The organism is Anoxybacillus andreesenii (assembly GCF_030813005.1).
GTDB classification, from domain to species: Bacteria; Bacillota; Bacilli; order Bacillales; family Cytobacillaceae; genus Robertmurraya; species Robertmurraya andreesenii.
Genome location: NZ_JAUSTU010000012.1, coordinates 39371 through 58878, shown reverse-complemented (window position 1 = coordinate 58878; position 19508 = coordinate 39371). Strand labels below are relative to the sequence as shown.

Below are 19508 nucleotides of genomic sequence, written 5' to 3'. Positions count from 1 at the left end.
TCGTTTTCATGGGTTCATATAATCATTGAAATTGTTCATTCATGACAAGCCAGCCAGCACCGATAACACCTGCATCATTTCCTAGGGTGGCAATCGAAATTTTCGTCGTATCCTTTACACGGGAAAAAGCGTATTTGTCGAAATAAGACTGGACTTTATCTAGAAGAATATCCCCAGCTTTTGAGACTCCTCCACCAAGGACGATTTTTTCAGGGTTAAGTGTATTGCCGAGATTGGCAAGTACAAGCCCCAAATAAAAAGCAACTTCGTCGATAATTTCTAAACAAGCCGCATCCCCAAGTTTGGCACAATCAAATACATCCTTGGCGGTTATGCTACCATTTTCTTCATATATTTTCACTAACAATCCTTCAGCTAACCCTTCCTCTTTTAGCTTTAGATTCGCAAGTCGGACAATTCCCGTGGCCGATGCAACCGTTTCTAAACAGCCTGTTTTCCCGCAGTTACATGGTGCGCCACCGTCTGGGATAACCGTTATATGCCCAATTTCACCAGCAGCACCGCTCACTCCTTGGACAATTTTTCCATTCGTAATGACGCCGCCTCCGACTCCGGTTCCTAACGTTACACAAACAAGATCCTTTGCTCCATTTCCCGCTCCTTTCCACATTTCACCAAGAGCTGCACAATTGGCATCATTGTCGATCAAAGCAGGGAGGTGGATAGCCTCTTCGAGATTTTTCTTGAGTGGATAATGATCCTCCCAGGGTAAATTCACGGCATTATATAGAATTCCTGCCTTATAATTGACTGGTCCAGGGGAGCCCATTCCAACCCCTATAAGCTTATCCTTCGTTTCCCCTTGCTCTTTTAATTTCTGATCGATTGATTTAGCAATATTGGCAGTAATATTCTTTCCCGCGTCGGAATGATCGGTTTCGATCTCCCATTTTTCAATAATTTCACCTTCCACGTTGATGAATGCAAGCTTCGTTGTTGTTCCTCCCAGATCAACACCTACAACCCATTTCTCCCTCATCACGACACCCCATTCTCTTTATAAAGCCCATTCACTCTATGTTGTTTCTCTCGTACCCGCCCTATGTTTATAGGTTCCCTAAATTACACGTACCGAGTAAAAAGCCGTTCACCCATGCACATAGGGCTAGTCACTCTTTTGATCCTTTAGCATCCGAATTTCATGTCTCAAGAGCATAATGGCTGTTTGAAACTCCTTAGTTTCAATTAACTGGGATTGATAGAGTTCCTTAACCTCTTCTTCCATCAGCTCGAGCGTGGCGATTCGATCGCCTACATAAATAATCGTTCCAAATTTTTTTAGTAATTGTTGTATATCATATATCGTATTCATACGAGACCTCTTTACCCTTAATGACATCACTAAGTCCAAGTATAATTCAAAATTTTGAGGCACTCAAGAACTATGCTACGATAAACTACCGGTCCGGATCCTTAGGATGCAAGATTCTTGGTCTTCTATCCTTCAGCGGGATGGGGGCACGAAATAATACATCGATAAATGCCCGCAGGTTAAAAGGAATAAATGGCCAAAGGTACGGAACCCCAAATGATTTCATTTTTACAAGGAGGAAAAAAATTAATACAGTCCCAATAATCAATCCATATTGATGAAAAGCAGCCGTTAATAAGAGGAGCAAAATTCTAACAAGCCGATTGGCAAGGCTCATTTCATAGCTTGGCGTAGCAAAGGTCCCGAGTGCCGCAATGGACAAATACAGAATGACCTCATTTGTCAATAGCCCCACCTCAACCGCCACTTGGCCAATCATTAATGCAGCCACGAGACCAAGTGCTGTTGCTAGGGCGGACGGGGTGTGAATCGCTGCCATTCTTAGCATATCAATCCCAACTTCGACAAATAAAAATTGTAATATTAATGGGATTTGTCCCTCTTCATTTGGACCAATATAGGACAACCTATTTGGAAGAAGGCTTGGGTCAATCACAAACAAATACCATAATGGCAAAAGAAAAATAGAAGCCCACACGGCAACAAATCTGACAAACCTTAAATAGGAGCCGATGATTGGCTTATTTCGATATTCCTCAGCATGCTGCATATGATGCCAATAGGTAACAGGCGTAATGATCACACTTGGTGAGCCGTCAACAATAATACAAATATGGCCTTCATAGAGATGACTTGCCGCGGTATCGGGACGTTCTGTATAGCGGACAACCGGAAAGGGATTCCAGTGGCGTCCAGAGATATACTCCTCGATCGATTTCTCAGCCATAGGAACGCCATCCGTATCAATTTTGGCTAAGGAATCCTTTAACTCCTTGACCATGTCAGGATCGGCAATATCCTCAATATAGCTGATCACTACATCTGTTTTGGAGCGTCTCCCAACCTGCATATACTCCATTCTCAATGTTTTATCCCTAACTCGCCTTCTTGTAAGAGCGGTATTAAACACAAGTGTTTCTACATATCCATCCCTTGAGCCCCGAACAACTCTTTCAATGTCGGGTTCTTCCGGTCCTCTTGCTGGGTACGTACGAGCATCAATTAGGATCACCTTATTGATCCCATCAACCACTAGTGCGGTTGGACCCGCAAGCACCATATCGACCACCTTTTCAAGATCGTCAACCGCTTCGACCTCCACGTAAGGAATATACGTCTTTAAGAGGTTATGAAGGACCTGAGGCTCTAAATCCTCCGGCGAGATTTTGGCAAGAAATTTCATTAAGAGATGCAGAATATCATCTTTTACAAAGCCATCAATAAAGTAAAAGGCCATTCTCCTATCGGCATACTCGACCTCCAACTGTAGAACATCAAAGCTCTTCCCGACGCCGAGCTCCTCTTTTAAATAGCTGATATTTTCGTCTATATTGGTTGATATTTTTTTTTCTATTTTCTGTTCCATCGTCCACCTCATATAGTTTACCATCTATTTCCTACACCTCACCATCATAGACATTCCTCGAAAAAAACATACTTAGCTGCGAAGGGGATGGATCGTCAAAGCGTAAAAAAGAGACAGCTCGTTTTTTATAACGATCGCTGTCTCACTGCTTATTTTATTTGATTTAATAAATTGCTATATTCCTTATTGTCTGGATCTAGCTCCACCGCTTTGCTTGCCTGCTCCTTCGCTTTTTCCACTTCCCCGTGTTCTAAATATATGAGGGCCAGATTATAATGGGCCTCATGAAAGCTAGGCTCTAATTCGATCGCTTTTAATAAGGAATCCTCCGCATCGTTCAACTTCCCCAGTTTGATTTCTGTATAGGAGAGAAGGAAATAATACTGAGCAGATAACCCCTCTTCCTCCTTTACCTCAGATAACATTTTGTACGCTTTATCATAATCCGCTTCCTCCATGTACTCCTGGGACATCATCAAAATGGAGGTTTCATCAAGTACGGCCTCTGGATGTGTGAAACCATATTGTATCAAAAGGGAAGACGCCAATAACGTGATTCCTAAGAACATGCTCTGCAACACCAGCTTTTTCTTTTTCGGAAAATGAACGATCCCGGTTGCTAGAAAACCGCCGATGAGACCGCCAATATGTCCAGCATTATCAATGCCAGGAACGGTATAGCCAAAGGCTAGGTTAATAGCAAGCACAATGAAAATATTCAGACCCATCGTTCGGAAAAATAATTTCGGATAAATCATTCCGAAATAGAGGAGGGCCCCGAAGCAACCAAAAATAGCTCCGCTTGCTCCTGCGGATATATTGGGGCTAAAGATAAAGCTAGCTAACGTTCCGCCGAATCCAGCAATGATGTAGATAAATAAGAAGCGAAGCCTGCCAAATATCCTTTCAACAGCCGTTCCCACATAAAATAGAGCCAATGTGTTCATTGCTAAATGGGCGAAGCCGATATGTAAAAACATCGGTGTGATGAATCGCCACCACTCTCCCTCGAGGATTAGGGGATTAAATTTTGCGCCAAATTTAATCAGTATTGCTGAGCTCGTGCTTCCTCCAAAGATCTCAAGGACTATGAACATGAGAATCTGAGCAGCCATGAAGATATAGGTAAAAAGCGGTTTGCCAAAATCAAACAGGGCTCGCTCTTTTTTCTCGCGATGCACCGCTGTTGTCAATGCTTCCTTCCTTAATTGTTCCATTTCTTCCACGTTCCCTAGGGATTCATCTGAAATCACCATTGGACTTCCAAACAGCGCTGTTAGCTGATGAATTTTTTGTTGATAGGTTGTGTTATCAATGATCGTGGACATGACATTTGTTTTTTTACTTACGGGATGAACATATGGCTGTTCGATCCGAAACTCATAATCATCAACCGGTGGATAAGCGGATACATAAATATTGTATACATTCAGCTCACTGCGGGTAATTTGCTTTCTGATCCCTTCTCCATTCGCAGCCGTTCTTTCAATGTCCTGCTGCATCCAATTGCTCCAATCTAAATCATGTCGAAGCAATCTAATAATCTGCGCATGCTTATTTTCCCTTTTCTCAAGCCATAATTCCTTCTGGTTCTGAGACAATTGGATGATTCGATATTCTTTGTCATATATAAAAAAATGAGCTAATCGCCAAAATAAATAATCCTCAATATTCTTCAAGACTCCCCCTACTTTCATTCCTCCAGATATCCCTCATTATAAACAATCTTTAGAGAAATTTATAAGGATATGTATTTTTATCACAAAAAAAATGAGGTTCAGTTTTGAATTGAACCCCATTTTTCAACTTCATTATTGAACGGCCTGATCTGGACTGGAGAAAACCGTTTTCATCATTTGATTTCTTACAAAAGGTAAACTCATAAACGACGAAACAAAAAAACGGCGAATCATCCTGTTTCCTAAGATCATATTCACTACTCTGAATCGATTCTGAAGCACCCAGTAACCACCAAGGCCAATGAGTAATATCGATATGAAACGGAACATCTTTCATCCCTCCTATGCCTATAGTTTGAGATGATTTTCAGAGTTCTATCCTACTAAAATGACTTTACCGCCTTAGAAAAAGGGGGCCATTGTATTCTTCAAAACTTCAACAGAATGATTGAATTTCTGTTGTTCATCCTCGTCTAGATCGAGCTCAACAATTTGCCTGATTCCCTTTCGATTCACAACCGCAGGAACCCCAATATAAACATCCTTATGTCCATACTCTCCATTTAAATAGGCTGAAACCGTTAGCACAGAATTTTCATTTTGCAAAATCGCCTTGGTCAATCTAACCAGTGCCATCGCAATGCCATAATAGGTTGCCCCTTTCCGTTCAATGATGTGGTAGGCAGCATCACGCACATTTAGAAAAATGGCATCTAAATCATCCTGTTTGAAATTCCCTTCAGCATTCATCCAGTCCGAAATTTTCTTACCTGCAATATCAGCATGACTCCACACCGGGAGCTCCGTATCCCCATGCTCTCCGATAATATAAGCATGAACATTGCGTGTATCAATATCAAAATACTCACCAAGCAGAAAGCGGAAGCGTGCCGTATCAAGGCTTGTTCCAGAGCCAATGACACGTTCCTTCGGAAATCCCGAGAACTTCCAAACAGCATGGGTCAAAATATCAACTGGGTTTGTGGCAACGAGAAAAATCCCCTGGAACCCATTACTGACAATTTCATTAACAATCCCTTTGAAAATATTGATATTCTTTTCCACCAAATCAAGACGTGTTTCCCCTGGCTTTTGATTGGCGCCGGCGCATATCACTACAATATCCGCATCCTTGCAGTCAGAATAATTTCCGAACCATATTTTTGTTGGCGAGGGTGCAAAGGTTATACCATGGTTCAAATCCATCGCATCACCCTCAGACTTTTCTTTATTCAAATCAACGAGAACAAGCTCTTCTGTTACACCTTGATTTAATAAAGCAAATGCATAGCTTGAACCAACGGCCCCGGTTCCAATTAGTACCACTCGATTTACTCGGTCTCTCAATGCAAAATCCTCCTAACACTATTTCATAATTGTATAAATAATGGCCCCAATAGTTGCAGCCAAAAAACATGATAAAAAATTGACCATTTCATTATTAAGAATAGGTAAACCTCTCAGTCTTTCTGTTTTTTGCCCACAATGGACAAGCTTTTCAGTATCCAGGTTGCAATTCCGACATCGATACATCGCTTGGAGGTATGCACCAAAAATGGTATCAATTAGATTTCCCAAAAAACCAAATATGAAAACAAAAAAAGACATAGCTAGACCCATTTCGAATAAGTAATAAGATATAAGAGCGATGAGAAATGCACCAGCTAGCGCTGCTCCTGTCCCCAACACACTAACGGCACCGGAGGTCCCCTTTTGAACCACTGACATGGTGCGAATACTGATCGGCTGCCTTTTACTTAAGGTCCCAATTTCTGATGCCCAAGTATCAGAATTTGCTCCGGCTATTAGCATGCAAAAGCAAAGAAGCCATAATGGGTCAGGGTTGAGATAATAAAGAAAACTAGCAGCCGCTGCACTCCCTCCATTTGCAAGCACCTGCTGCCAATCCCTTCTCGAGCCTTTTGCGAGCCTTTCCTCTACCTTGAGCTTTTGAACTTTCTTATAATAGGACCAAAAGCTTGAGGTGGCAAAAAAGACCCCGAGGACAAGCAGCCCTTTGATATGAAATCCAAGCATGGTCAGAACGCCAACAATTCCAGCAGCAATACTTCCTGACAGAGTCAAAAAACGAAATGCGTACCCCATCGTTACAGTTAAGATGATGAACAGAAGGAGGAGGAGAGAATCACCCATAAATCTCTATCGTCTCCTCATCGGTAAATATTTTGCTTACTGGAATATCATGACCCTCTATCGGTAGTGTTTGTACAATTTGCGTGTTAAATGCAAGAGAGATTGCGACTCCCTTATAATCCGCAAGATAACGGTCATAATACCCACCACCAAAACCGATGCGATACCCCTCTCTATTAAAGGCTATGCCTGGCACAATAATCAGGTCGATATCACTCTTACATATCTCCTCTGTCACATCTTCAATCGGTTCATAAAGTCCGTAATAGACCGACTCCAGCTCTTCAAACGCCTTCAAAACCCTGAATTTCATCGCTTTATCATTTGGATAACACTTAGGAACCACTACTGTTTTGCCTTGCTCCCAGGCCTTCCTGATGATTTGATATGTATCTACCTCGGGCATCTTTGAGATCGTAAGTCCAACAATCTTTGCTTCTGTCCAAACAGGACTGTTGTAGAGCTTTTGCGCAATTTTGTATGATAAATGCTCATACATCGGCCTCTGAATTTGTCCGAGCTGCTGCTTAAGCTGGTTTCGTATGGCCTTTTTCTCTTCCAATTTGATAGCCCCCTTTCTAATCTATAATATAATATAATATAAAAAAAACAGCAGGAAGCATATCCCACTGTTTACTTTGTTTCGCGATGTAATGTACTCTTTTTGTCTCTTGGGCAATATTTTTTTAGCTCAAGACGATCTGGATTGTTGCGTTTATTTTTTGTTGAAATATAATTACGCTCTCCACACTCAGTGCAAGCTAAAGTGATATTTACACGCATGAATTTCCCTCCAAACTGCATTTCACTAGTTTCGCATACGACTTTTCTATAATATCATCTTTTAGGAGGAAATGCTAGTGTGTTTTTTACATACTGATTCAGTTGCAGCAATTCATTTTTATTATTGCCGAATACCATCCATGCGGAAGCCTTACAAATTTTGTTGACACCTACCTTTGATCTAAGAGAAAAAATACTACCTGCCATTCCCTTAGCCATTGGCTGATATTTTAGAACCCCGTTTTCAGCTGATTGCCAAATCAAATCGGTATGGATGTTCCATAGAGGCTGAACCGTCATCTGCTCGGAAGTACGATCCTGACACTGTCCATTGACTAGAAAGATTCGTTCGTTTTTAATGTGGAAAATCGATTGCTCAGCAGGGGAAACAAAGCTGAGGACTTCCTTAGTTATTTTTGGATAATAATGAATAAACAAGACCTTAATATCCCGTGAACGATTCCCATGATTCTTTATGAACACATCATGTATTCTTGTTTTGGAATGAAGGGAGCTTTCTCTGACATGAATAGATATCGATTCCTCAGGAATCATCTTCTCACTGCTATCACGAACCCAATAGGTTTTGCCATCCATCCAAATTCCAGGAGTTACCGATAGATAGGTTGGGAAAGAAGGAGCGGCTGTCTCTTCTTCATTCATTGCAAAATAGATATCTGTTTTCATTGCTTCACCTGCTTATTTGAGTATATTTGTAAAAGGATTAATAGACAGAATTGAATAAATATTAACTCTTATGATACCCATGTTAGCACGTAAATGAAGAAGCCACAATGAACGCATTTTGTCATAATTTGCAGCCAACATAAGCCGGCAAAATTCTTCAATTGCCACAACAAATTGTCAAGATCAGCGGATCGGCTTATTTTCCATCGTAAAAAGTCGTTTTAAATGATAAAATATTTTTCATATGATTTATTTAGACGATCATCGACATTTTACGGTAAATAACAACCTTGGAGGGAGTCGAGAATGGATACAATTTTAATAGGCTTACTTTCGTTAGCTGTTTTGCTCTTAATCCTTTCAATTTTCTTAAAGGATCCTTATAAAGAAATTAGAAATGAGCTGGATCAATTTTCTATGCAACAAATTCAAGAGCTCTATCAAATAAAAAGAAAACTAAAGATTTTGGAGGAAGAGCTGCTAATTGATGACCATGATTTAAAGCCCATTTCAGCCTTTGAGCCTTCTCATAGAAAAGAAATCCATGCGATTATTAAGAATCAGGTTTGGTCTTTGGCACAGCAGGGAGTTCCTGTTGAGCAAATAGCGAAGCAGTCATCCCTTTCAAATGCGGATGTACAGCATATTATCGCAGAGTTTTCTAATGGTGATAGATATGAATAAGAGAACGGTTCGAGCTTTCGCATTGGGAATACTATTTGCTGCGATTATTTTTGGGGTAAGCCCCTTTATTCTGGGGGAGAAAGATTCTTTGGACCTGGAAAAAGCAAGGACCATTCTAGAAGAACAAGGATATATCGTAATGGCAAAGTCTGACTATGAAAAGCTAGAGGAAAACAAGAAAGACTCTATAAAGCAGGATGAGAAAGGGAAAGCTGAGCAAAAAAATCCTAAAGAAGAAGAAGAAGAGAAGGATCAGGGAGAAGCAGAAGAAACTCAGCCTGTTGTCACCTATCAGCTGGTGATTGCAAGTGGGATGAATACAGAGGAAATCTCGAAGATTTTGGAAAAGGAAAAAATTATTGACGACCAATATCAGTTTGAACAATATTTAATCGACCACGATTATAGCACAAAGGTTCAAGTTGGTAGCTTTGAACTGAACAGTAAGATGGATTACGGGGAAATCGGCAAAATTATTACCAAAACTAAAAAATAGAGAAGAGGAAGCTGTCATGGCTCCTTCTTCTCTATTTTTTCTATTCATTCAAATCATAATGCTTCCCCTTAACGAGGTACACAATGCTCTCAGAGATATTGGTTACGTGATCGGCAGCCCGTTCTAGATAGCGGCAAACAAACGATAGCTGCGTAATTTGGGCAGTGCTCTCTGGTTGTTTCTGGTTGATTTCTAACAATTCACGAATGGTCTCCCCATATAGATCATCCACCTTATCATCCATATCGGCTACCTTCTTCGCAACCGCTACATCTTCATCACGAAATGCCTTCAGTGAAAGCTTCAGCATTTCAGAAGTAATGTTATACATCTCCTTCACTTGTCCGATTGGCTTAACATGTTCTTCTTTCCCAATACGAATGGCGGATTTCGCCACATTGACCCCAAAGTCACCAATGCGCTCGATATCTGTCGCAATTTTAATGGCAACGATAATCCGACGTAAATCAATAGCGACGGGGGCTTGTTTGGCGATAAGGAGAATGGCAAAATCATTGATTTCCTCATACAGATCATCAATGACTGCATCATTATCCATAATATCTAGGGCTAAATCCATATCATGTGTTTCCAATGCCTCAATGGATTTTTTTAACGCTTCATCTGCTAGATTTCCAAGCTGAAGCAATTTATCCTGTAGCTCATTCAAATCAAGCTGGAATTTTTCACGAACCGTCATGTTACCTCTCCCTTAAGGTTATTTCTTTTATTAGGATCAGACCCCTACCGAATCATGTTAACCGAAACGACCTGTTATATAATCTTCCGTTCTCTTGTCTGAAGGATTAGAGAAAATTTTATTTGTTTCATCAAACTCAATCACTTCACCATTGAGGAAGAAAGCCGTTTTGTCAGATATACGAGCTGCCTGTTGCATATTATGAGTCACAATAATAATGCTGAAATCCTTTTTCAATTCTTGGACGAGCTCTTCAATCTTTAATGTCGAAATTGGATCGAGTGCAGAGGTTGGTTCATCCATCAGAATGACATCGGGTTCAATTGCTAAACATCGAGCGATGCAAATCCGTTGCTGCTGTCCACCTGATAGGCCATAGGCATTCTCATGAAGTCTGTCCTTTACCTCATCCCAAATCGCAGCACCGCGAAGACTTTTTTCAACGATTTCGTCAAGAAATTTCTTATTGCGAATGCCATGAATTTTTGGACCGTAAGCAATATTTTCATAGATGGATTTAGGGAATGGGTTCGGCTTCTGAAAAACCATTCCAACATGGGTTCTTAAGTCTTCCACTTTGTAGGATTTGTCGAGTATATTTTTTTCACGATATACGATATCACCAGAAATTCTCACAACAGGGATCAGTTCAACCATTCGATTTAATGTTTTGATAAATGTTGATTTTCCACACCCTGATGGACCGATAATCGCTGTCACCTCATTTTCATGAAGTTCTAAATTGATACTTTTTAACGCGTGGTCCTCTCCATACCAAAGATTTAAATCCCTCGTCTGAAAAATGGGCTTTTTTGTTACAACAGCTGATTTTGCCTGGGTCGAAAAGCTGACCATTTGCTTTCTTTCCGCAACTAACTCTACCATATACCTCGACTCCTCCTTAATATCGCCTCTGAAATTTATTCCGAATCAAAATCGCTACCGAATTCATCAAGAACAAAATAATTAACAGGATGACAATGGATGCTGCTGCTAAGTTTGCATATTCTTTTACTAATGCGGCATCGATCGTCCAATAATAGATTTGTAGGGGCAATACGGTAAATTTATCAAACAACCCATCTGGTATCGGGATTAACAGTGCTGGAATTCCTAGTACAACAAGGGGAGCCGTTTCACCAATTGCTCTTGAGAGAGCCAAAATCACGCCAGTAAGAATTCCTGGCAATGCCGCTGGCAAGACGACATTTTTGATCGTTTGCCACTTGGTTGCACCCATTCCATAGGAAGCATCCCTCAAAAACTGTGGGACGGCTCGAATCGCCTCCTGGGCTGAAACAACGACGATCGGTAACACAAGAAGAGCCATCGTTAACCCCCCAGCAAGAATGACAGCCCCCATGCTTAGTCCCCTGACAAATACGGTTAAACCTAACAGTCCAAAAACAATTGAAGGAACCCCGGCAAGATTTGAGATATTAATTTGAACAAAGGATTGGAAGCGGCCTTTTTTTGCATATTCCTCCAAATAAATGGCCGTTCCGACCCCAAGGATAAAGGTAACTGGTGCTACGACAAGCATGAGCCAGAATGTTCCAGTGATGGCCCCGAATATTCCTGCTCTTTCAGGGACTGTGGAGAGTCTATTCGTTAAAAAATCAAGGTCAATCCAACCGATACTTTGAGCGAACACACGATAAATGAGGATCGCCAGTACGACTAAACCAACAAGCGTAGAAAGGAAGAAGATCCTACTAGCTAAACGATTTTTGAATAGTCGGGAGCCTAATTTTTTCTGTAATTGTGTTGCATCGATGTATTTCATCCTTAGTACTCCTCCCTAAATTTACGAGAAACATATTGGGCGATTAAATTCATTACCAGTGTGAATACAAACAAAGTCATCGCAACAGCATAAAGGCTGTAATAAAGCGTAGACCCTGCCGGTGCATCTCCACCCGTCACTTCCACGATATAGGCTGTCATCGTTTGCATCGATTGAGTAAGATCAAAGGTAAAGTTCTTGGAGCTTCCACTGGCAATCGTCACGATCATCGTTTCTCCAATCGCACGGGAGATTCCAAGAACAAAGGAAGCAATGATTCCCGAAATAGCTGCTGGAACCACAACCTTCCACGTTACTTCCAGTTTCGTTGCTCCGAGAGCAAGAGCACCTTCCCTCATGGCGTTTGGTACCGCTCCAAGAGCATCCTCCGATAAGGAAGCAACCATTGGAATAATCATAATTCCCATCACAATCCCTGGACTCAAAATATTCGTTGGCTCCAGTCCCGGAATTATGCTCCTCAAGATGGGAGTAACAAAGGTTAAAGCAAAAAATCCATAAACAATGGTTGGAATACCAGCAAGAATTTCAAGGATTGGCTTTAATACCCTTCTAACCTTATCCGAAGCATATTCACTTAAATAAACAGCTGTCATAAGACCAATTGGAATAGCCACTAGCATGGCAATGGCGGAGGAGAGCAGCGTACCCGTCAAGAGCGGCAGTACACCGAACTGTGCATTCTGTCCCAACGGTTTTAAGACCGTGCCGGTGAAAAATTCAACGAAAGAAACTTCTCTAAAAAATGCCACCGTCTCAGATAGTAGGGTAATGAGGATCCCTGCTGTCGTCACAACGGAAATAATCGCAATCACCAATAGTAATTTCGGTATCATCTTTTCCACAATGCTTGAGATAGAAGTAGATTGCTTATTTTGTTGGATCATTTTTCTAATCTCTAATTTCTTCTCGTTCGCTTGATTTATCGTTTTATTCAAAACCGTTTTCTCCTTCCAGAAATTGACCAACCTTTAGGAAACAAGCAGAAAAACGAGTGGATCCTCCTTCGGTTCCATCTCATCTTCTGCTAGCTTAGAAGGATTATTCCTCCTAATCTTATTTCAAGCCCTCTAACGTTTTAATAGAAGCTTCGATTTCCTCATCAGTTAATGGAGCAAACCCAGTCTCAGATGCTACTTTTTGTGCATTTTTCATCGTGTAGATGGCATAGTCTAGTACCTGTGCTTTTTCCTTAGCCCTATTCACATTTAGATAGGTGAATACTGGGCGTGTGAATGGGCTGTATGCAAAATCATCGCTCTCTCCAATTGTATCTTGGCTTGGCTCCACTCCACCATTACCAAAGTCTACCTTCACTGCTTGCAGCTTATCCTTGTTGCTTTCATAATATCCATAACCGAAGAAGGCAATCGCATATTTATCCTTTGATACTTGGTCAACTAAAACCGAGTACTCTTGCTGTAGATCTGTAGCCTCATCTATATCCTGCTCATCAAGAATCTTTTCCCAGAAGAATTCATAGGTTCCATGATTTTCGTTTGGTCCCATTTTGGCAATAGGTTCATCTGGAAAACCAGGGCGAACATCAGACCATTTTTTCTTATTCCCACTTGCTAAGAAAATGTCCATTAGTTCTTCCTTCGTTAATTCCTTTGCCCAATCATTTTCAGAATTAATAACAAAGGTTAATCCATCTAATGCAACCTTTAATTCTTGTACTTCAATGCCTAAATCCTCAGCTGTAGCTTTTTCTTCGTCTTTCATTTGGCGGGATGCATCATTAAAATCTGTTCCGCCCTCTTCAACTAAGAATTTCTTAAATCCTGCAGACGTTCCAGCACGTCCAACCTCAACAGATACATTTGGTTGTTCATCTACCATATAGTTTTCTGCCATTTTTGCCATGAATGGAAATACTGTACCTGAACCATCCACGACAACACTTCCCTCTAATTCTGTTGTATCTGCTGTGCTATCATCCTCACCTTTCGGGCTTGCTTCGGTTCCTTCTGAATTGTTACCACATGCGGTAGCAAACACGAGCAAAGCTGCTAAGATAAAAAATAAAGCAAGATTTTTAAGATTTTTCATTTCCCACAATTCCCCCTAAAAGTTTTGGTTGCTTTGTCCTACAACTAAGATCATAAACGGTCACTGTAAATACGGTTTTAATCAAATGTAAAGCTTTTGTAAAAAGGAAGTAAATTTGAGTAAAAACACAAATTACTTAATTTTGATCAAAAAAAACTGTCCTTCAAGGAGAAAGACAGTCCACTTCTTTATTCTTCATTTTGTTGTTCTTCATTCATTTCATCATTCTGATTTTCTGTAGAAGTAGAATTTTGATTTAGTTTATTTTCTTCACGTGTTTTCTTCATCTCAAAGTACTTGTCCAGTACTCTTCGGGCAATGGTCGTATTGGCTGAATGTCCACCGCTTCTTCCCTGGTAGGCCCAAGGAACCACTACAGAAATGGCAACTTCTGGGTCATTATGAGGTGCATAGCCAACAAAACTCAGGTTCATCACTTCTGGTGGCTCATCATATTTATTCCGCTGTGGTCCATCATAGAAGCCCTGAGCTGTTCCTGTTTTTCCTGCTGGAGAATACGTAGCCCCAATAAATTTCTTATAAGCCGTGCCCTCAGGATGCTGAGTCACCTGTCTGAAGCCCTCATGAATGTTTTCCATCCAGCCCTTTTGTAGCTTGATCCGATTTAATACCTTTGGTTCAATTTCCTTAACAACTGGACCCAGCTCTTCACTTTCCATCAAAGGATCGCGAATCTCTTTTACGAGCCTTGGCTGAATTCGGTAGCCCCCGTTCGCAATCGTCGAAACATATTGGGCTAATTGCATTGGTGTATAGGTGTCATACTGTCCGATTGCTAAGAAGAGCAGTTGTGCTGGATCCTTTTGCGGTCCCACATATCCTGTTGCCTCATTCGGTAGGTCTATCCCTGTGCGATTGCCAAGACCAAATTGAGCAAAGGATTCTCGCATGGTATCAAACGCCTTCTTATTAATCGGTAAAGGCTTTTCATATTCATAATGACCTTGACCAATTTCAATCGCTGTTTTAAACATATAGACGTTGGATGAAACTCTTAACGCTCGAATATCACTCGTATTGCCAAAGTTTTTCCACGAACTTATTTTTTTTGAATTTTTAATTTTTAAAGGTGCATCATAAAAAACGGTTCCCGGACGAATAGCACCTGTTTGATATCCTGTCAATACGGTTGCCCCTTTAACCGTTGAGCCAACATTGTACGAGGTTGTGATCGTACCTAAAGCAAAATCCTGCAATTCGGTTTTTCCAGTTTCTTTGTCCCTCACAAGCTGCTTTCCTGCCATCGTGAGTACATCCCCCGTATTCGGATCCATTAATACCACAAATGCTCGATCCAACAACCCCGTTCTCGGGGATTGCTTCGCCTTCATGAGCTCTTCCTCAATGATTTTTTCAACCTCTAGCTGCAAATCCATATCAATGGTTAAAACGAGATCCTTCCCTCTCTCACCTTCGGAAATAACCTTGGTTTCAATCACCTTGCCTGTTTTGTCGGTGATATTTTTTACCTTTTCCTTTTGCCCATGAAGGACATCCTCATATTGTTTTTCTAAATAACTCTTGCCGACACGGTCGTTCCGGTTATAATCTCTCGCTAAATAATAATCTAGCTCCTCCTTTGGGATCCCTTCATTGGAGTCCGTTACTTTACCAAGGACAGTCTTTAAGGTGCTACCAAATGTATAGGATCTTTCCCAGTCTGTCGTCGTATCCACACCAGGAAGATATTGCAGATTCTCACTAACAAGGGCAAATTCCTCCTGGGTTACATCCTCGTTCTTGACGATTTGTGGAGTTAAGGCATAGCCACTGCTAAAAGCACGATAAATTGCAAGAATTTCAAGATCCTTATCAGTCAACTCATTCAGTTCAGCCTTTGTAATACGATCCAGCTGAAGCTTGTATACCTCTTTATTATATTCCTTCGTATCCTCATATTTTTCCTTAAGGGCATCTAATTCTTTTTTCGTTACCTTCTCTTTAGCCCGATCAGGATTTTTGATCATCCAATAATCCTGTTTATCCCTTTCCTGAACTTTGTCAGGCTTTAAATCAATCAGCTCTGCCAATCTTTCTGCAACCTTAAGCATTTCATCTTGGCTCACACCGAAGTTCGTATAGGTAATGGCATTCCTCGGCATGTTATCGACAATGACCTTGCCATTTCTGTCAAACATTTTTCCTCTTGGAACTGGACTATTAACCGTAATATCCTCTGTCCGTTCAATTTCCCGCTTATAATCATTCCCATAGACGATTTGGACGACACCTAAGCGTAGAATCAGAATTGAAAATAGAAAAAACACGACAAAAAACAAAATATTTAAGCGAATGGGGATTGTTCTCTTCTTTTTCTTCTTTTGTTTGTTAACCATTATGATAAACCCACTTCCTAGATGCTATTGACAATATTCTTATTTTATCGGATTAATGAAGGAATTTCTATCAAAATGGTATTGCAAATAAAAGGAAGCCGGATATCACATCTGCCCTTCCATTTATGAAGACGAGAGCTGAATATTTTTGATAAAAAAATATATTAACGTGTGTCCGGCACCGAGAAATACCAATAAATAAGGAATAATTTGTTCAGGGGCGAAATACGAAATCCCTATCAAAAAAAGGACAATGGAAACAATTCTCCCGGCGTTCAGATAGATTTCTTTGACAACGATATATTCCACCCTCATTTCAGCTGCCTTCCATCCACGTCCAATCACATCATAGGTCATAGATGAATAAGGGACAAGGAGCAGAGGATAGGCGATGGCAATCACCGCTGCATAAATAAGGAGCTTCGTATAGGTTACATCAAAGATAATTAGGAGAATGGAAAAGAATAAAATAATCCCCCCAATCAGGATCGCTTTCTTTCGCATTTCTGTTTTGATCATACGCGAAACCAAATAGTAAGCAACGAAGGAAATTCCAGAATTAATAAGGCCAAAGGTCCCTAAGGAAAGCTCACTTCCAGTTGAAATAAAGACGAATACCGAAATGATAAAGGCAAAGACTCCCTCCCTAAGCCCTTGAAAAAAATGAGCGCCTAAAATGCGATTCCAATGGGTATTTTCTTTTCTTTCTTTGAGGATGCGTATAAAATCATATCTTCCATTGGCAGGTCTTCTCTTGATCGAAAAGCTTAAGAATACAGCGAGAGAAAACAATCCAAGCGAGATCCCAAACACAATGGAATATCCGACGAACTTTGCCATTTTCGAAATAATAAATCCAGCGGCAATCGGGCCAATCATTCCACCGACAGAGGACAGTAGACCTAGAAAACCGTTAAAAAAATCTCTCGTCTCTGGCTCTGTAATTTCAAATGTCAAGAGATTATAGGCAAGCCAGTAAAATCCGTAACCCATTCCAAGCAAGCTCCCAAGTACAAGCAGGAATTTTGATGCACTCGTTCCAATTAATAACACCGTCAAATAAAAGAGAGCTAAAAAAATGACACCGATTCTTAAAACAATCACTCTGTCAATTTTTTTAGCCCACCTTCCTGCCAAAATAAAGGTTAGGGGTTGCAGCACTACAACGGCAAGATTGTACATCCCCAAATCCCAATATTTACCCGACTGCTTCCACAAGTAGATATTCACGAATGTATTTGATAGAGCTACACTTAGTGAATAAAGTCCTCCAATGATGAGCAACAAGGAAAGATCTTTTGTCAGTTCCACATCACCTAGCAAATTTTTCACTTTACTCATAAAAAAACTCCCTTTTAAATCTATAGGGTAGTTTCCAACAAACTAAAGTGGTTTATACGGTTGAATTATTTACAGTTAGTTACGAAAATTAACATAATAGAGGATCAAAAAAAGCAGAAGGTAAACTCCCTTCTGCTTTTCGATCATTTAAGATTATTTGGCAGCGCTGTAACGCTTTGCAACCTCATCCCAGTTCACAACATTCCAGAAAGCATTGATGTAGTCTGGGCGACGGTTTTGATAGTTTAAGTAGTAAGCATGCTCCCAAACGTCAAGACCAAGAAGTGGAGTCTTTCCTTCCATTAATGGTGAATCTTGATTTGGAGTGCTTGTTACTTCTAACTCACCGTTATTTACTGCTAACCAAGCCCAGCCAGAACCGAAGCGAGTTGTAGCCGCTTTAGTGAACTCAGCTTTAAAGCTATCAAAGCTTCCAAACTTGCTGTTGATTGCCGCTGCTAGGTCGCCAGTAGGCTCTCCGCCACCGTTTGGTGAAAGGATCGTCCAGAATAAGGAATGGTTCGCATGTCCGCCACCATTATTGCGAACAGCAGTACGTGCAGCTTCAGGTACTGCATCCAGATTTGAAATAACCTCTTCTACTGATTTAGAAAGCAACTCTTCATTTCCTTCTAAAGCAGCATTAAGATTTGTCACGTAAGTGTTGTGATGCTTTGTGTGGTGAATATTCATTGTTTCCTTGTCAATATGTGGTTCTAGTGCGTCGTACGCATAAGGTAATTGTGGTAATTCAAATGCCATAATAAATTCCTCCTATGTAATATTTTATTGGAACCATTCTTAACTTTTTATTAGTCTAACTATGTTTTTAGAATGTTTCCAAAGTGTTTAACTTAAGATTACCAAAGTTAACTATGTCTTTCAAATAATAAGTCTCAAACCAAAATTATGTTTTCCCTTATCCATATAAAGTATTCAACATCTTCTTTGTTTTTCCTCTAGAATTCGCAAAAAATCATTTAAACAACAATGTTCGATAATTTGTCAAGAGTTCTTTTCTTGCGGAAAATCAACCCTTAAGGCAGTATTAACCATATTAATAGAGTTTTTGTCGGTGGCAACCTGTTGACCTGCTTCCTAATTTTTATTAAAGTGAAGAATATCACAAAGTATTTTTTGGACGATTACAAACGATTTTAAAAGGATTTTAGGGGGGATCACAATGGAGCCAGCTATCTCTCTTTACAGCTTACTCATACAAGAATTTATAGATAAGGAAACGATTCAAAAAAATAGAGCAGGCACGATTTTATTTAACGAAAGGGACCCGGTCGAGTATGTGTATATTCTACTAAGTGGGAGCATTGCATTAGGTCGAGTCCATATGAAAGGAAAGGAATTCATCCTCAAGATTTTAAGTGGGGAGGATTTGGTGATTGAATATCAGCTTTTTAAGCAGCAACCACGGTATCATTTCTATGCCAAAGCCTTTACCGATTGTGAGCTAATTATGATTAAACGGGAAGCGTTCGAGCAATTTATTCAGGAGAACCCCCTTGCCATCAACGCCCTATCTTCATACTTAAGCACCCGTTATCTTAAGGCACAAATGAAATGCCAGGATTTAATGATGAACGGGAAAAAAGGTGGACTTTACTCGATTATAATTCGGTTATGCAATAGCTATGGGGTCATGACGGATGAGGGTATTTTAATCGACCTGCCTTTAACTCATCAGGAGCTTGCGAACTTCACCTATGGAACGCGTGAGGTGGTTCAAAGGATGCTGAAGGAGCTCCGAGAGAAGGATGTGATTACCTACAACCAGCAAAGACTAGTTGTAAAAAACATCCACTATTTAAAAGAAAATGTAGACTGTCAGAACTGCCCTTTTGAAATATGTGGGATTAATTAATAAAGGATAGCTC

General features: G+C 40.4%; 21 protein-coding genes. 3 read left to right on the top strand and 18 right to left on the bottom strand.

Going from position 1 to position 19508, the window contains the following annotated elements; all coding sequences use genetic code 11:
* Nucleotides 1–22: 22 nt before the first annotated feature.
* The 10 genes from J2S07_RS13325 to J2S07_RS13280 all read right to left on the bottom strand — a co-directional run bounded on the left by J2S07_RS13325 (nucleotide 23) and on the right by J2S07_RS13280 (nucleotide 8182).
* Nucleotides 23–1000, bottom strand: coding sequence for an ROK family glucokinase (locus J2S07_RS13325; protein ID WP_307150905.1), 978 nt, complete (start codon nucleotides 998–1000; stop codon nucleotides 23–25).
* Nucleotides 1001–1126: 126 nt separating this feature from the next.
* The gene (locus J2S07_RS13320) at nucleotides 1127–1333 is read right to left on the bottom strand and encodes a YqgQ family protein (protein WP_307150904.1); all 207 of its coding nucleotides are present in this window, start codon (nucleotides 1331–1333) and stop codon (nucleotides 1127–1129) included.
* Between the two features lie 85 nt (nucleotides 1334–1418).
* Nucleotides 1419–2879, bottom strand: a complete 1461-nt coding sequence (locus tag J2S07_RS13315) for a spore germination protein (RefSeq protein ID WP_307150903.1) — start codon at nucleotides 2877–2879, stop codon at nucleotides 1419–1421.
* Between the two features lie 149 nt (nucleotides 2880–3028).
* Nucleotides 3029–4558 (bottom strand): rhomboid family protein, encoded by a 1530-nt coding sequence (locus J2S07_RS13310; protein WP_307150902.1) that lies wholly within the window; start codon nucleotides 4556–4558, stop codon nucleotides 3029–3031.
* Between the two features lie 132 nt (nucleotides 4559–4690).
* Nucleotides 4691–4888, bottom strand: coding sequence for a protein YqgO (yqgO, locus tag J2S07_RS13305; protein ID WP_307150901.1), 198 nt, complete (start codon nucleotides 4886–4888; stop codon nucleotides 4691–4693).
* 72 nt (nucleotides 4889–4960) lie between these two features.
* Nucleotides 4961–5905 (bottom strand): L-lactate dehydrogenase, encoded by a 945-nt coding sequence (locus J2S07_RS13300; protein WP_307150900.1) that lies wholly within the window; start codon nucleotides 5903–5905, stop codon nucleotides 4961–4963.
* Nucleotides 5906–5923: 18 nt separating this feature from the next.
* The gene (locus J2S07_RS13295) at nucleotides 5924–6712 is read right to left on the bottom strand and encodes a DUF92 domain-containing protein (RefSeq protein WP_307150899.1); all 789 of its coding nucleotides are present in this window, start codon (nucleotides 6710–6712) and stop codon (nucleotides 5924–5926) included.
* Nucleotides 6705–7274: a 5-formyltetrahydrofolate cyclo-ligase gene (locus tag J2S07_RS13290; protein WP_307150898.1), complete on the bottom strand. Its 570-nt coding sequence runs from the start codon at nucleotides 7272–7274 to the stop codon at nucleotides 6705–6707. Before J2S07_RS13290 ends, J2S07_RS13295 begins: the two co-directional genes overlap by 8 nt.
* Before the next feature lie 71 nt (nucleotides 7275–7345).
* Nucleotides 7346–7495: a 50S ribosomal protein L33 gene (gene rpmG / locus J2S07_RS13285; RefSeq protein WP_307150897.1), complete on the bottom strand. Its 150-nt coding sequence runs from the start codon at nucleotides 7493–7495 to the stop codon at nucleotides 7346–7348.
* Nucleotides 7496–7549: 54 nt separating this feature from the next.
* A complete protein-coding gene (locus tag J2S07_RS13280; RefSeq protein ID WP_307150896.1) occupies nucleotides 7550–8182 on the bottom strand; it encodes a hypothetical protein in 633 nt (210 codons plus the stop codon).
* Between the two features lie 306 nt (nucleotides 8183–8488).
* On the opposite strand from J2S07_RS13280, the gene J2S07_RS13275 reads away from it, so the two are divergent.
* Both J2S07_RS13275 and J2S07_RS13270 read left to right on the top strand, forming a co-directional pair.
* Nucleotides 8489–8866 carry a hypothetical protein gene (locus tag J2S07_RS13275; protein ID WP_307150895.1) on the top strand — a complete coding sequence of 126 codons (378 nt, stop codon included), beginning with the start codon at nucleotides 8489–8491 and terminating at the stop codon, nucleotides 8864–8866.
* Nucleotides 8859–9362 (top strand): aminodeoxychorismate lyase, encoded by a 504-nt coding sequence (locus J2S07_RS13270; RefSeq protein ID WP_307150894.1) that lies wholly within the window; start codon nucleotides 8859–8861, stop codon nucleotides 9360–9362. The genes J2S07_RS13275 and J2S07_RS13270 overlap by 8 nt, the downstream gene beginning before the upstream one ends.
* Nucleotides 9363–9402: 40 nt before the next feature.
* On the opposite strand, the gene phoU is transcribed toward J2S07_RS13270, so the two are convergent.
* The 8 genes from phoU to sodA form a co-directional block, all read right to left on the bottom strand.
* Nucleotides 9403–10062 carry a phosphate signaling complex protein PhoU gene (phoU, locus tag J2S07_RS13265; protein WP_307150893.1) on the bottom strand — a complete coding sequence of 220 codons (660 nt, stop codon included), beginning with the start codon at nucleotides 10060–10062 and terminating at the stop codon, nucleotides 9403–9405.
* A 57-nt stretch (nucleotides 10063–10119) separates the two neighbouring features.
* Nucleotides 10120–10917: a phosphate ABC transporter ATP-binding protein PstB gene (gene pstB / locus J2S07_RS13260; RefSeq protein ID WP_370872831.1), complete on the bottom strand. Its 798-nt coding sequence runs from the start codon at nucleotides 10915–10917 to the stop codon at nucleotides 10120–10122.
* A 46-nt stretch (nucleotides 10918–10963) separates the two neighbouring features.
* Nucleotides 10964–11848 (bottom strand): phosphate ABC transporter permease PstA, encoded by an 885-nt coding sequence (gene pstA / locus J2S07_RS13255; protein WP_307150892.1) that lies wholly within the window; start codon nucleotides 11846–11848, stop codon nucleotides 10964–10966.
* A 2-nt stretch (nucleotides 11849–11850) separates the two neighbouring features.
* Nucleotides 11851–12756, bottom strand: a complete 906-nt coding sequence (gene pstC / locus J2S07_RS13250; RefSeq protein WP_307150993.1) for a phosphate ABC transporter permease subunit PstC — start codon at nucleotides 12754–12756, stop codon at nucleotides 11851–11853.
* 169 nt (nucleotides 12757–12925) lie between these two features.
* On the bottom strand, nucleotides 12926–13921 hold the full coding sequence (locus tag J2S07_RS13245; protein WP_307150891.1) for a PstS family phosphate ABC transporter substrate-binding protein: 996 nt from the start codon (nucleotides 13919–13921) through the stop codon (nucleotides 12926–12928).
* Nucleotides 13922–14109: 188 nt separating this feature from the next.
* On the bottom strand, nucleotides 14110–16278 hold the full coding sequence (locus J2S07_RS13240) for a peptidoglycan D,D-transpeptidase FtsI family protein (RefSeq protein WP_307150890.1): 2169 nt from the start codon (nucleotides 16276–16278) through the stop codon (nucleotides 14110–14112).
* Between the two features lie 123 nt (nucleotides 16279–16401).
* Entirely contained in the window at nucleotides 16402–17619 is a 1218-nt protein-coding gene (locus tag J2S07_RS13235) for an MFS transporter (RefSeq protein WP_307150889.1), read from the bottom strand.
* Between the two features lie 153 nt (nucleotides 17620–17772).
* Nucleotides 17773–18381: a superoxide dismutase SodA gene (gene sodA / locus J2S07_RS13230; RefSeq protein WP_307150888.1), complete on the bottom strand. Its 609-nt coding sequence runs from the start codon at nucleotides 18379–18381 to the stop codon at nucleotides 17773–17775.
* A 421-nt stretch (nucleotides 18382–18802) separates the two neighbouring features.
* On the opposite strand from sodA, the gene J2S07_RS13225 reads away from it, so the two are divergent.
* Complete coding sequence (locus J2S07_RS13225) at nucleotides 18803–19495, top strand: Crp/Fnr family transcriptional regulator (protein WP_307150887.1); 693 nt, start codon at nucleotides 18803–18805, stop codon at nucleotides 19493–19495.
* The last annotated feature ends 13 nt before the right edge of the window (nucleotides 19496–19508 follow it).

What these genes read in the sequence shown, in the direction of transcription:
- rpmG (WP_307150897.1), bottom strand. Translation starts at nt 7,495, where the DNA reads ATGCGTGTAAATATCACTTTAGCTTGCACTGAGTGTGGAGAGCGTAAT.
- J2S07_RS13245 (WP_307150891.1), bottom strand. Translation starts at nt 13,921, where the DNA reads ATGAAAAATCTTAAAAATCTTGCTTTATTTTTTATCTTAGCAGCTTTG.
- J2S07_RS13280 (WP_307150896.1), bottom strand. Translation starts at nt 8,182, where the DNA reads ATGAAAACAGATATCTATTTTGCAATGAATGAAGAAGAGACAGCCGCT.
- J2S07_RS13320 (WP_307150904.1), bottom strand. Translation starts at nt 1,333, where the DNA reads ATGAATACGATATATGATATACAACAATTACTAAAAAAATTTGGAACG.
- pstC (WP_307150993.1), bottom strand. Translation starts at nt 12,756, where the DNA reads ATGATCCAACAAAATAAGCAATCTACTTCTATCTCAAGCATTGTGGAA.
- J2S07_RS13235 (WP_307150889.1), bottom strand. Translation starts at nt 17,619, where the DNA reads ATGAGTAAAGTGAAAAATTTGCTAGGTGATGTGGAACTGACAAAAGAT.
- J2S07_RS13270 (WP_307150894.1), top strand. Translation starts at nt 8,859, where the DNA reads ATGAATAAGAGAACGGTTCGAGCTTTCGCATTGGGAATACTATTTGCT.
- J2S07_RS13275 (WP_307150895.1), top strand. Translation starts at nt 8,489, where the DNA reads ATGGATACAATTTTAATAGGCTTACTTTCGTTAGCTGTTTTGCTCTTA.
- sodA (WP_307150888.1), bottom strand. Translation starts at nt 18,381, where the DNA reads ATGGCATTTGAATTACCACAATTACCTTATGCGTACGACGCACTAGAA.
- J2S07_RS13315 (WP_307150903.1), bottom strand. Translation starts at nt 2,879, where the DNA reads ATGGAACAGAAAATAGAAAAAAAAATATCAACCAATATAGACGAAAAT.
- J2S07_RS13225 (WP_307150887.1), top strand. Translation starts at nt 18,803, where the DNA reads ATGGAGCCAGCTATCTCTCTTTACAGCTTACTCATACAAGAATTTATA.
- J2S07_RS13240 (WP_307150890.1), bottom strand. Translation starts at nt 16,278, where the DNA reads ATGGTTAACAAACAAAAGAAGAAAAAGAAGAGAACAATCCCCATTCGC.
- yqgO (WP_307150901.1), bottom strand. Translation starts at nt 4,888, where the DNA reads ATGTTCCGTTTCATATCGATATTACTCATTGGCCTTGGTGGTTACTGG.
- J2S07_RS13325 (WP_307150905.1), bottom strand. Translation starts at nt 1,000, where the DNA reads ATGAGGGAGAAATGGGTTGTAGGTGTTGATCTGGGAGGAACAACAACG.
- phoU (WP_307150893.1), bottom strand. Translation starts at nt 10,062, where the DNA reads ATGACGGTTCGTGAAAAATTCCAGCTTGATTTGAATGAGCTACAGGAT.
- J2S07_RS13295 (WP_307150899.1), bottom strand. Translation starts at nt 6,712, where the DNA reads ATGGGTGATTCTCTCCTCCTCCTTCTGTTCATCATCTTAACTGTAACG.
- pstA (WP_307150892.1), bottom strand. Translation starts at nt 11,848, where the DNA reads ATGAAATACATCGATGCAACACAATTACAGAAAAAATTAGGCTCCCGA.
- pstB (WP_370872831.1), bottom strand. Translation starts at nt 10,917, where the DNA reads ATGGTCAGCTTTTCGACCCAGGCAAAATCAGCTGTTGTAACAAAAAAG.